The following is an 11,867-nucleotide window of genomic DNA, read 5'->3' as shown; positions in this document are numbered from 1 at the left end:
AACCGCCCATCCGGGCGGTTAATATTTTCAGGACATACCATGTTTGATATCGGTGTAAACCTGACCAGCACGCAGTTTGCGAAAGATCGCGAACAGGTTGTGAGGCGCGCGCGCGAAGCAGGCCTCACCGGCATGCTGATTACCGGCACTAACGCACTGGAGAGCCAGCAGGCGCAAAGCCTGGCACAGCGACATCCCGATTTCTGCTGGTCAACGGCAGGTATTCATCCTCATCACGCCAGCGAATGGTCGGCAGATACTGCCTCAACGCTGCGTCGGCTGGCAGAAAGCCCGCAGGTGGTGGCTATCGGTGAATGCGGACTCGATTTTAACCGTAACTTTTCCGCGCATAATCAGCAGGAATATGCTTTTGATGCGCAGCTGGCGCTGGCCGCTGAGCTGCAGATGCCAGTATTTCTGCACTGTCGTGACGCGCATGAACGTTTTATGGCGGTGCTGAAGCCGTGGCTGCCGCATCTGCCCGGCGCGGTGGTTCACTGTTTTACCGGTACGGCGGAAGAGCTGGCGGAATGTCTGGCATCAGGATTATCAGTAGGCATTACCGGCTGGGTGTGCGATGAGCGACGCGGGATGCAGCTGCGTGAACTGCTGCCGCAAATTCCCGTTGAACGCCTGCTGCTGGAAACGGACGCGCCTTATCTGCTGCCGCGCGATATGCGTCCACGGCCGACCTCGCGTCGTAATGAGCCCTGTTTCCTGCCGCATATTGTGCAGCAGGTAGCGCTGTGGCGCGGAGAAGAGGCCGCCTGGCTGGCGCAGCAAACCGCCGATAACAGCCGTCGTCTGTTTCGTCTGTAAGCCACGGCGCTGTAGTGCGAAGCGTCAGGCTTTGCGGAAAGCGCTATTTTCCACGCTTTGCTTAACCTGTTTGTTCAGCAGGTTAAGCAGCAACATAGAGCGGGCCTCGCCGTCAGGTTCGGTGAAGATAGCTTCCAACCCTTCCAGCGCACCTTTAACGATCACCACCTTATCGCCCGGACAAGGCGTGTCGGGATCGACCATGGTTTCCGGAGTATTGGTGCGTAGCGCGTCAATGACATCGGGCGGCACGTTGGCCGGTTGCGTACCGAAACGCACAAAGTGACTTACGCCACGCGTGGCACTGATCGTCGTGGTATGAATAGCTTCTGGATCGAATTCAATAAAAAGATAATTAGGAAACAGCGGCTCTTCTACCGTGGTTCGTTTGCCGCGCACAATTTTTTCCATAGCAATCATCGGGCTAAGGCAGTTTACCGCCTGCCGCTCCAGATGCTCTTTAGCGCGTAATAACTGCCCACGTTTACAGTAAAGGAGGTACCAGGATTCCATAATGTCACTTTCCAATTATTGAACGCTAAGAATAGCAAAACTGCTTTCAGAGCGATAGCGACATCACGCTGCTTCAGGGCCACCTTCAGGCCTGGTTTATCGGCGCGAACCGCATGCACCGAAAGCAAAATAGCTGCTGTTGGCGGTCATTTGGCACAAATTGTAGAATTGAAAATTGACGAAGGCGGCGTCCGTGGTTCAGACTCGCAGCGCAACCTGTTAAAGAAAAGTAATTGATTGAGCGGGCTCTGCACTACAGGTGCTGTTTCCGCGTCGGGCGTAACCGCACAAACCTCAGCATATCCGTTGAATCCTCCTTATAATGGCCGATTCTGCGGCCTGAATAATGAATCTGATGAAATACCACGACTTACGCGAGTTCCTTGCGCTGCTTGAACAGCGTGGCGAGTTAAAACGTATAACGCTGGAGGTCGATCCCATTCTGGAGATGACCGAGATCGCTGACCGCACGTTGCGAGCCGGCGGGCCGGCCCTGCTGTTTGAAAACCCGAAAGGCTATGACATGCCGGTTCTGTGCAACCTCTTTGGCACGCCGAAGCGCGTGGCATTAGGGATGGGGCAGGAGGAGGTCAGCGCGCTGCGTGAAGTAGGCAAACTGCTGGCGTTTCTGAAAGAGCCTGAACCGCCAAAAGGGTTCCGCGACCTGTTCGATAAAATGCCGCAGTTTAAGCAGGTGTTGAATATGCCAACCAAACGGCTGCGCAGCGCACCTTGCCAGGAGCAGGTATGGCAGGGCGACGAGGTGGATTTATCGCGTATTCCGGTAATGCAGTGCTGGCCAGAGGATGCCGCGCCGCTGATTACCTGGGGATTAACGGTAACGCGTGGGCCGCACAAAGAACGACAGAACCTGGGCATTTATCGTCAGCAGGTGATCGGTAAAAACCGGCTGATTATGCGCTGGCTTTCTCATCGCGGCGGCGCACTTGATTTTCAGGAGTGGTGCAAAGCTCATCCCGGCGAACGCTTCCCGGTTTCGGTGGCGCTGGGTGCCGATCCTGCGACTATCCTTGGCGCCGTAACGCCAGTGCCGGATACCTTATCGGAATATGCTTTTGCTGGCCTGCTGCGCGGCACTAAATCAGAAGTGGTTAAGTGCCTTTCCAACGATCTGGAAGTGCCGGCCAGTGCTGAAATTGTGCTGGAAGGCTATATCGAACCCGGCGACATGGCACCGGAAGGGCCCTATGGCGATCACACCGGATATTACAATGAAGTCGATAACTTCCCGGTATTTACCGTAACCCATATTACGCAACGTCGTAATGCCATCTATCATTCAACATATACCGGTCGTCCGCCTGATGAGCCTGCGGTACTGGGCGTGGCGCTGAATGAAGTGCTGGTGCCGATTCTGATTAAACAGTTTCCAGAAATTGTGGATTTTTACCTGCCGCCGGAAGGGTGTTCCTATCGTCTGGCCGTGGTAACCATGAAGAAACAGTACGCCGGGCATGCGAAGCGCGTGATGATGGGCGTCTGGTCATTCCTGCGGCAGTTTATGTATACCAAGTTCGTGATCGTTTGCGATGACGATGTAAATGCACGTGACTGGAATGATGTGATCTGGGCGATCACCACGCGTATGGATCCGGCGCGCGATACGGTATTGATCGAAAACACGCCGATCGACTATCTGGACTTCGCCTCTCCGGTTTCGGGTCTGGGGTCTAAAATGGGCCTGGATGCCACCAACAAATGGCCGGGCGAAACCCAGCGCGAATGGGGTCGTCCGATTGAGAAGGACCCGGCGGTTACGGCGCGAGTCGATGCCATCTGGGATCGGTTGGGGATTTTTAACGATTTGCCGCCACGCTAATGGCGCAAATTACGCAATGACGACCCGACAGAGGGAACGCATGACAACGTTAAGCTGTAAAGTGACCTCGGTAGAGGCGATTACCGATACTGTTTTTCGGGTACGACTGGTGCCGGAGGCGGATTTTAGCTTCCGTGCCGGACAGTATTTGATGGTAGTGATGGATGAGCGCGACAAGCGTCCGTTCTCTCTGGCTTCAACGCCGATGGAAAAAGATATTATCGAACTGCATATCGGGGCTTCTGAGCTTAACCTGTATGCGATGGCGGTAATGGAACGCATCCAGCAGCAGCGGGAAGTTGTAGTGGATATCCCGCATGGAGAAGCCTGGCTGCGGGAGGATAGTCAGCGTCCGATGATCCTGATTGCGGGCGGCACCGGTTTTTCTTATGCCCGCTCTATCCTGCTCACTGCCCTGGCGCAGCAGCCGGATCGTGATATTGCTATCTATTGGGGTGGCCGTGAAAGTCATCATCTGTACGATCTGGAAGAGCTGAACGCGCTGGCGGTACGTCATGCAAATCTGAAGGTGGTGCCGGTTGTCGAGCAGACTGACGCTGAATGGCAGGGCCGTAGCGGCACCGTACTGACAGCGGTTATGCAGGATTTCGGCACGCTTGCCGGGCATGATATTTATATCGCTGGCCGCTTTGAGATGGCAAAAATCGCGCGTGAGCGTTTTTGCGCTGAACGGGGCGCACAGGAAGCACAAATCTATGGTGACGCCTTCGCGTTTATCTAAGCGTCACCGCAGGGCGGCAACGCTGTCGCCCTCGTTATGAAAAAGCCCGCCCCTGACAGGCGGGAAAATCACAACCCTTAAATCCGCTCAAAAACGGTGGCGATGCCCTGACCCAGCCCGATACACATGGTGGCGAGGCCAAACTGCGCATCGCGTCGCTCCATTAAATTAAGAAGCGTGGTACTGATGCGTGCGCCGGAGCAGCCCAACGGATGCCCCAACGCAATCGCGCCGCCGTTCAGGTTAACCTTCTCGTCCATCTGTTCCAGCAGACCTAGATCTTTGATGCACGGCAGCGTTTGCGCCGAGAAGGCCTCATTCAGTTCAAACAGATCGATATCGCTTACGCTCAGTCCCGCGCGCTTCAAGGCCAGCTTTGACGCAGGAACCGGCCCGTAGCCCATAATCGATGGATCGCAGCCTACTACCGCCATCGCTTTAATACGCGCGCGTGGTTGCAGGCCCAGCGCTCGCGCGCGCGATTCGCTCATTACCAGCATTGCCGCCGCGCCGTCCGATAGCGCCGATGAGCTGCCTGCGGTGACCGTGCCGTTAACCGGGTCGAATGCGGGTTTCAACGTCGCCAGCCCTTCGATGCTGGTATCGCTGCGAATAACTTCATCAAAATCGTAACGTTTCAGTACGCCATCAACATCGTGACCGCTGGTAGCGACAATTTCATTGCGGAAATGACCCGCCTGGGTGGCGGCCCAGGCGCGCTGATGTGAACGTGCGGCAAAACTGTCCTGCATTTCACGGCTGATATGATGCATACGCGCCAGCATTTCTGCCGTCAGGCCCATCATGCCCGCCGCTTTAGCCACGGTGCGGCTTAATCCTGGATGAAAATCGACGCCGTGATTCATCGGCACGTGACCCATATGCTCTACGCCGCCTATGAGACAAGCGTGCGCATCGCCGACCATAATCGCGCGCGCAGCATCATGTAGTGCCTGCATAGAAGAGCCGCACAGGCGGTTAACGGTGGTTGCCGGTACGTTATGAGGGATTTCCGCCAGCAGCGCCGCATTACGTGCAATATTAAAACCCTGCTCCAGTGTCTGCTGAACGCAGCCCCAGTAAATATCATCCAGCGCCGTGGCTTCTAAGGCCGGATTGCGGCTAAGCAGGCTGCGCATCAGGTGGGCAGAAAGATCTTCAGCCCGCACCTGACGAAATGCGCCGCCTTTTGAACGACCCATTGGCGTGCGGATGGCATCAACGATAACTACATTTTCCATTATCTTGCTCCTCACGCCGTTGCCAGCGCGGCCTCATTAATTGGTTCAGCAGGTGGATACCAGTCTTCATTACGCTGCGCTTTTTCAGTCAGCAGCTGCGGCAGGGCATAGAGCGGGCCCAGTTCAGCAAACTGCTGCGCCTGGGCGATAAAGGCGGCGTTGCCCAGCGTATCCAGATAGCGGAAGACGCCGCCGTGGAACGGTGGAAAACCAAGCCCATAAACCAGCGCCATATCCGCTTCAGCCGGGCTGGCGATGATTTTTTCTTCCAGGCAACGCACGACCTCGTTAATCATCGGAATCATCATGCGCGCAATGATTTCTTCATCGGTAAAAACGCGCTTTGGTGCGCTAACGCTTTGCAATAACGCATCGGTCTCTGCATCGGCCACTTTCTGCGCTTTACCTTTTTTATCGATTTCCCAGATATAAAAGCCGCGCTGGTTTTTCTGACCAAACCGCTGCGCCTCAAACAGAACGTCGATCGCATCGCGGTAGGTCTTTTTCATCCTGTCCGGAAAGCCATCGGCCATCACGCTTTGCGCATGATGCGCGGTATCAAGGCCCACTACATCCAGCAGGGTGGCCGGGCCCATCGGCCAACCGAACTGTTTTTCCATGACTTTATCGATTTGGCGGAAGTCAGCGCCATCGCGCAGCAGCAGGCTAAAACCCGCGAAGTAGGGGAACAGCACGCGATTGACGAAGAAACCGGGACAGTCATTGACCAGAATGGGTGTCTTACCCATTTTACTGGCCCAGGCGATAACTTTCGCCAGCGTCGCCTCTGAAGTTTGTTCGCCACGAATCACTTCTACCAGCGGCATGCGGTGCACCGGATTAAAGAAATGCATGCCGCAGAAATTTTCCGGACGCTTTAATGCCCGCGCCAGCTGGCTCACCGGGATAGTGGAGGTATTGGTGGCCAGAACGGTATCTTCCCGCACCAGCGCTTCGGTTTCCGCCAGCACTTTGGCTTTAACCTGCGGATTTTCCACCACCGCTTCGACAACAATGTCAGCGCGTTCAAAGCCGCTAAAGCTGAGCGTAGGCTGAATTGTGGAGATGATACTGGTTAGCTGAAGAGCAGTGATTTTGCCGCGTTCAAGCTGTTTATTGAGCAGTTTTCCCGCTTCGCTCATGCCCAGCGTCAGCGATTTTTCACTGATATCTTTCATGATCACCGGCACACCTTTTGAGGCGGACTGGTAAGCAATGCCGCCGCCCATAATTCCTGCGCCCAGGACAGCGGCCTGCTGCGGTATTGCCTGACCCTGCGCCAGTTTCTTCGCTTTGCTTTTGATGTATTGATCGTTCAGAAAGATCCCCACTAACGCCCGCGCAACCTTCGACTGCGCCAGCGGCACAAAGGCTTTGGTTTCCAGCTTTAATGCATCATCACGGCCTAGGCCAGCGGCAGCTTCAATGGTTTTTACCGCCATCATCGGCGCTGGATAATGTTTTCCGGCGGTTTGCTGCACCATGCTTTTTGCGATGGTAAAACTCATTGCCGCTTCAATGGCGCTGAGCTTAAGGGGCTGCAGCTTCGGCTGGCGGCGCTGCTGCCAAAAATGCGCATCTTCTATCGCCATCCGCAGCATGGCGATAGCGCCGTCGCGAAGTTTTTCCGCAGGCACAATCGCATCAACCAGGCCCAGCGCCAGCGCGCTTTTCCCGTCTACGTCTTTCCCGGCGGCGATGATTTCCAGCGCGCTATCGGCACCAAGCAGCCTTGGCAGACGTACAGAACCGCCAAAGCCTGGCATAATGCCCAGTTTGGTTTCCGGCAACCCAATGCGTGCATCCGGCGTAGCGATACGGAAGTCCGTAGCCAGAACACATTCACAGCCGCCGCCAAGCGCATAGCCCTGAATGGCGGAAATGGTGGGCACCGGCAGATCCTCCAGACGGTTAAAAATGCTGTTGGCAAATGCCAGCCATTGCGTCAGCTTTTCCGCTGGGGCATTAAACAACGACAGGAATTCAGTAATATCCGCGCCAACGATAAACGCCGGCTTCGATGAGCTGAGCAAAACGCCTTTCAGCGCCGTCTGTTTTTCCAGCACGGCAATGGCTTCGCCCAGGCTGGCTACAGTTTGTGTGTCCAGCTTATTGACTGAACCGGGGGCATCGAAAATTAGCTCGGCGATGCCGTCGTCCAGCCAGTTCAGGGAAAGTGTGTCGCCTTGGTAGAGCATGTCCGTCTCCTGAAACCGCATGTAAGGGATCTGGTCGTACCAGATGATCGGAGTGTGGGATTGATGTTAATTATTTGCAAACGAAACATTGCTCATTTGCAAACAAGATCACAGGCGGTGGCGACACGGCATCCTCTGTCCTGCTGTGGTAAGATGCGGTCAATTCTCTGATGCGGAGTACAGAAATGGATACCCTGGTTACCTTGTACAAAGAACACATTGCTACTTTACAGCAGCGTGCGCAGCAGATACTGGCGCGCTTTGAGCTCGACGGCATGTTGATTCATTCGGGCGAGTTGTTAACGGTATTCCTTGACGATCATGACTACCCGTTTAAGGTTAATCCTCATTTCAAAGCCTGGGTACCGGTAACGCAGTTGCCGAACTGCTGGTTGTGGGTTGATGGCGTCAATAAGCCGAAGCTGTGGTTTTATTCGCCGGTCGACTACTGGCATAGCGTAGAACCGCTGCCGCACAGCTTCTGGACCGATGAAATAGAGATCGTGGCGCTGAGGAAGGCAGATGATATCGGCGCGCTATTGCCGCAGCCGCGTCAGAATGTGGCGTATATCGGTCCGGTGCCGCAGCGCGCAATGCAGCTGGATATCAGCGCCAATCATATCAATCCGCAGGGCGTGATAGATTTTCTGCATTACCACCGCTCATATAAAACCGATTATGAACTCGCCTGCATGCGTGAAGCGCAAAAGCTGGCCGTTGCGGGCCATCGCGCGGCAAAAGAGGCATTTCTTTCCGGCATGAGCGAGTTTGATATTAATCTCGCCTATCTGACAGCCACGGGCCACCGCGATACCGACGTTCCCTATGGCAATATTATCGCCCTGAATGAACATGCGGCCGTGCTGCACTACACTAAGCTTGATCACCAAACGCCGCCGCAGCGCCGCAGTTTTTTAATTGATGCCGGTGCCGAGTACAATGGCTACGCCGCCGATCTAACACGAACCTACGCAGCACAGAGCGATTCTCTGTTTGCCCAAATAGTGCGTGAGATGAATCAGCACGAACTGGCCTTGATAGATACGTTAAAAGCGGGCGTTCGCTACAGCGATTATCATCTGCAAATGCATCAGCGCATCGCCGGGTTATTGCTGAAGTTTGATCTGGTGCGCGGTATCAGCGAAGAGGCGATGGTGGCGGAAAATCTGACCGGGCCGTTTATGCCGCACGGTTTAGGTCATCCGCTTGGATTACAGGTGCATGATGTGGCTGGCTTTATGCAGGACGATAAAGGAACGCATCTGGCAGCACCACAGCAATATCCTTTCCTGCGTTGCACGCGCGTGCTTGAACCGCGCATGGTACTTACCATTGAGCCGGGCTTCTATATTATCGAGTCGCTTCTAAATCCATGGCGAGAAGGGAACCATAGTCAGCACTTCAACTGGCAGGCGATTGATGCCTTACAGCCGTATGGCGGTATTCGCATTGAGGATAACGTGGTGATCCATGCTAACCGCGTTGAGAACATGACGCGCGATCTGCATCTGGAATAATGGACGCTTATGATATTCCCGCTGAGCCATTGAGTATCAGCGAAGAGACCATTAAAAAAAGCCGCTTCATTACGCTGCTGGCGCATACCGAAGGCGTTGAGGCGGCGAAAGCGTTTATTCAGCAAATTAAAACTGAACATCCCGCTGCCCGCCATCACTGTTGGGCTTATGTTGCCGGGCCTCCTGATGATTCACAGCAGTTGGGCTTTTCTGACGACGGCGAACCGTCTGGCACGGCAGGAAAACCTATGCTGGCGCAACTGATGGGCAGCCAGGTTGGAGAAATTACCGCCGTAGTGGTGCGCTACTACGGCGGGGTTATGCTCGGGACCGGCGGCCTGGTGAAAGCGTATGGCGGCGGTGTGCAGCAGGCGCTAAAACAGCTGGATCGCAAACAAAAGATACCAATGCGCCGTTTTCAGCTACGCTGCGATTATGCTCAGCTTGGTGATGTAGAGCGCCTGGTTCAGCGTTTTGAAGGAGAACTGCTTAAGACGGAATTTCTGGATGTTGTCTCGCTAACTTTGGCATTACCCCATGCGCAGGTCGCCGGGTTTACCCAAAATTTAACGGACATTAGCCGGGGAGCCTTAGCGCTTGAGCCGGTAACCCCCTAATTTTTATCTTAAGGAAACGGCAGAATGCATTTTCGTGCCATTACCCGAATCGTTGGGCTATTGGTCATTCTGTTCTCCGGAACAATGATCGTACCCGGCTTAGTGGCGTTAATTTATCGCGATGGCGCAGGGCGCGCATTCAGTCAGACATTTATTATGGCCTTGCTGATTGGGGCCATATTGTGGTGGCCTAACCGCAAACAGAAAAATGATCTGAAGCCGCGCGAAGGTTTTTTGATTGTGGTGCTGTTCTGGACCGTGCTGGGTAGCGTAGGGGCAATGCCCTTTATTTTTTCCGAACATCCCAGCCTCTCTGTTACTGATGCATTTTTTGAATCCTTTTCTGGCCTAACGACCACCGGTGCCACTACGCTGGTGGGGCTGGATTCTTTACCCAAAGCGATTCTTTTTTATCGTCAGATGCTGCAATGGCTTGGCGGGATGGGGATCATTGTATTAGCCGTGGCGATCTTGCCAATCCTGGGTGTAGGGGGAATGCAGCTTTATCGCGCAGAAATGCCCGGCCCCCTGAAAGATAACAAGATGCGTCCCCGGATTGCCGAAACGGCTAAAACGTTATGGCTTATCTATGTATTGTTGACGGTGGCGTGTGCAGTGGCGTTGTGGCTGGCAGGTATGCCAGTGTTTGATGCCATTGGCCATAGCTTCTCAACCATCGCCATCGGCGGCTTTTCTACCCATGATGCCAGCATCGGCTATTTCAATAGTCCTGCCATCAATACCATCATTGCTGTTTTCCTGCTGATATCGGGCTGTAACTATGGCCTGCATTTTTCGCTATTAAGCGGACTAAACCTCCGTGTCTACTGGCGTGACCCGGAGTTCCGTATGTTTATCGGCGTACAGATGACGTTAGTCGTGATATGTACGCTGGTGCTGTGGTTCCATAATGTCTATGCCAGCGGGCTGCAGACGCTAAATCAGGCGTTTTTCCAGGTCGTATCAATGGCGACGACAGCGGGCTTTACTACCGACAGCATTGCCCGTTGGCCGCTCTTCTTGCCGGTATTGCTCCTTTGTTCCGCCTTTATCGGCGGTTGCGCGGGGTCAACCGGGGGAGGCCTGAAAGTGATTCGTATTTTGCTGCTGTGTAAGCAAGGGTCGCGTGAACTGAAACGGCTGGTCCATCCTAACGCGGTCTATACCATCAAGCTGGGTAATCGCGCTTTGCCGGAACGCATTCTGGAAGCGGTATGGGGCTTCTTCTCTGCTTACGCGCTGGTGTTTTTGCTTAGTATGCTGGCGATTATCGCCACCGGCGTTGATGATTTTTCTGCATTTGCTGCCGTAGCCGCTACGCTGAATAACCTTGGCCCTGGATTGGGCGTTGTGGCAGATAATTTCACTTCCATGAATGATGTCGCAAAATGGATTTTGATTTCGACCATGCTTTTCGGTCGTCTGGAAGTATTTACATTGCTGGTACTGTTCACGCCTACCTTCTGGCGTGAATAAACCCAAGGAGAGAACAATGAAAGCGCTGATTCTGTTTTCCAGCCGTGACGGACAGACGCGGGAAATCGCTTCTTATATAGCAAACACCTTGAAAGCGCATCAGGAGTGCGACGTCATTAATATCCTGCATGCGCAAGACGTTGACTGGGCGCAGTACGATCGGGTGTTGATAGGCGCATCGATCCGCTATGGGCATTTCCAGCCGGTGGTAGCGCGTTTCGTGAAGAAACATCTGGTCGAACTGCAACAGCGCGTTAGCGGCTTCTTCTCCGTTAACCTGACAGCACGCAAGCCAGAAAAACGTACACCGCAAACCAATGCCTATACGCGTAAGTTTTTGTTGCAGTCGCCATGGCAACCCGATAGCTGTGCAGTGTTTGCCGGAGCGCTGCGTTATCCGCGTTACGGTTGGTTTGACCGGGTAATGATCCAGTTTATTATGCGTATGACAGGCGGCGAAACCGATCCGCATAAAGAAGTCGAATACACCGACTGGCAGCAGGTAGAGCGTTTTGCTGAAGAATTTGCCCAAATGAGCAGCAAATCGCGTTAAAAAAACACGGCTTGCTGAAAAATAAACCTAACGATCATTTTTTTGAAATAAACACTTGTCAGGGGTCGAGAACTCCCTATAATGCGCCTCCATCGACACGGCACAACGGCTTACGCCACGCGGTGTTGAGCGGTTCAGTAAGATGAATCGCCGGAGAAAAACTTCTGAAAAAGAGGTTGACTCTGAAAGAGGAAAGCGTAATATACGCCACCTCGCGACAACGGCACGAAGCGCCGGTCGCAACGCTCTTTAACAATTTATCAGACAATCTGTGTGGGCACTCACGGACGGGATATCGCAAAAACTATTGCAGTATCAAGTCTCAGAGTGAACACGTAATTCATTACGACG

General features: G+C 53.9%; 10 protein-coding genes. 7 read left to right on the top strand and 3 right to left on the bottom strand.

What is annotated here, in order from left to right; all coding sequences use genetic code 11:
• Positions 1-39: 39 nt before the first annotated feature.
• Positions 40-819 carry a 3'-5' ssDNA/RNA exonuclease TatD gene (tatD, locus tag ACQE3Y_RS19315; RefSeq protein ID WP_085069519.1) on the top strand — a complete coding sequence of 260 codons (780 nt, stop codon included), beginning with the start codon at positions 40-42 and terminating at the stop codon, positions 817-819.
• A gap of 24 nt (positions 820-843) precedes the next feature.
• Here tatD and rfaH read toward each other — a convergent pair whose 3' ends face one another.
• Entirely contained in the window at positions 844-1,332 is a 489-nt protein-coding gene (rfaH, locus tag ACQE3Y_RS19310) for a transcription/translation regulatory transformer protein RfaH (RefSeq protein ID WP_085072264.1), read from the bottom strand.
• A gap of 355 nt (positions 1,333-1,687) precedes the next feature.
• Here rfaH and ubiD point away from each other — a divergent pair, with 355 nt between their 5' ends.
• Both ubiD and fre read left to right on the top strand, forming a co-directional pair.
• A complete protein-coding gene (ubiD, locus tag ACQE3Y_RS19305) occupies positions 1,688-3,172 on the top strand; it encodes a 4-hydroxy-3-polyprenylbenzoate decarboxylase (protein WP_085072265.1) in 1,485 nt (494 codons plus the stop codon).
• Positions 3,173-3,212: 40 nt separating this feature from the next.
• Complete coding sequence (gene fre, locus ACQE3Y_RS19300; RefSeq protein WP_250651110.1) at positions 3,213-3,914, top strand: NAD(P)H-flavin reductase; 702 nt, start codon at positions 3,213-3,215, stop codon at positions 3,912-3,914.
• 77 nt (positions 3,915-3,991) lie between these two features.
• Here fre and fadA read toward each other — a convergent pair whose 3' ends face one another.
• Entirely contained in the window at positions 3,992-5,155 is a 1,164-nt protein-coding gene (fadA, locus tag ACQE3Y_RS19295) for an acetyl-CoA C-acyltransferase FadA (protein WP_426982314.1), read from the bottom strand.
• Positions 5,156-5,166: 11 nt separating this feature from the next.
• Complete coding sequence (gene fadB, locus ACQE3Y_RS19290) at positions 5,167-7,353, bottom strand: fatty acid oxidation complex subunit alpha FadB (RefSeq protein WP_426982313.1); 2,187 nt, start codon at positions 7,351-7,353, stop codon at positions 5,167-5,169.
• Positions 7,354-7,538: 185 nt separating this feature from the next.
• Here fadB and pepQ point away from each other — a divergent pair, with 185 nt between their 5' ends.
• From pepQ to hemG, 4 genes are read left to right on the top strand one after another with little or no spacing between them, the layout of a single operon-like run.
• The gene (gene pepQ, locus ACQE3Y_RS19285) at positions 7,539-8,870 is read left to right on the top strand and encodes a Xaa-Pro dipeptidase (RefSeq protein WP_426982312.1); all 1,332 of its coding nucleotides are present in this window, start codon (positions 7,539-7,541) and stop codon (positions 8,868-8,870) included.
• Positions 8,870-9,487 carry an IMPACT family protein gene (locus tag ACQE3Y_RS19280; RefSeq protein WP_085069529.1) on the top strand — a complete coding sequence of 206 codons (618 nt, stop codon included), beginning with the start codon at positions 8,870-8,872 and terminating at the stop codon, positions 9,485-9,487. Before pepQ ends, ACQE3Y_RS19280 begins: the two co-directional genes overlap by 1 nt.
• 24 nt (positions 9,488-9,511) lie before the next feature.
• Positions 9,512-10,963 carry a Trk system potassium transporter TrkH gene (gene trkH, locus ACQE3Y_RS19275; RefSeq protein ID WP_085069531.1) on the top strand — a complete coding sequence of 484 codons (1,452 nt, stop codon included), beginning with the start codon at positions 9,512-9,514 and terminating at the stop codon, positions 10,961-10,963.
• 16 nt (positions 10,964-10,979) lie between these two features.
• Positions 10,980-11,516, top strand: a complete 537-nt coding sequence (gene hemG, locus ACQE3Y_RS19270; protein ID WP_085069533.1) for a menaquinone-dependent protoporphyrinogen IX dehydrogenase — start codon at positions 10,980-10,982, stop codon at positions 11,514-11,516.
• Positions 11,517-11,867 lie beyond the last annotated feature (351 nt).

Origin of the sequence: Pantoea sp. FN0305 (assembly GCF_050113845.1) — a bacterium.
GTDB classification, from domain to species: Bacteria; Pseudomonadota; Gammaproteobacteria; order Enterobacterales; family Enterobacteriaceae; genus Mixta; species Mixta alhagi.
The sequence above is the reverse complement of the archived record's forward strand: the minus strand, read 5'-3'. Positions and strand labels throughout refer to the sequence as shown.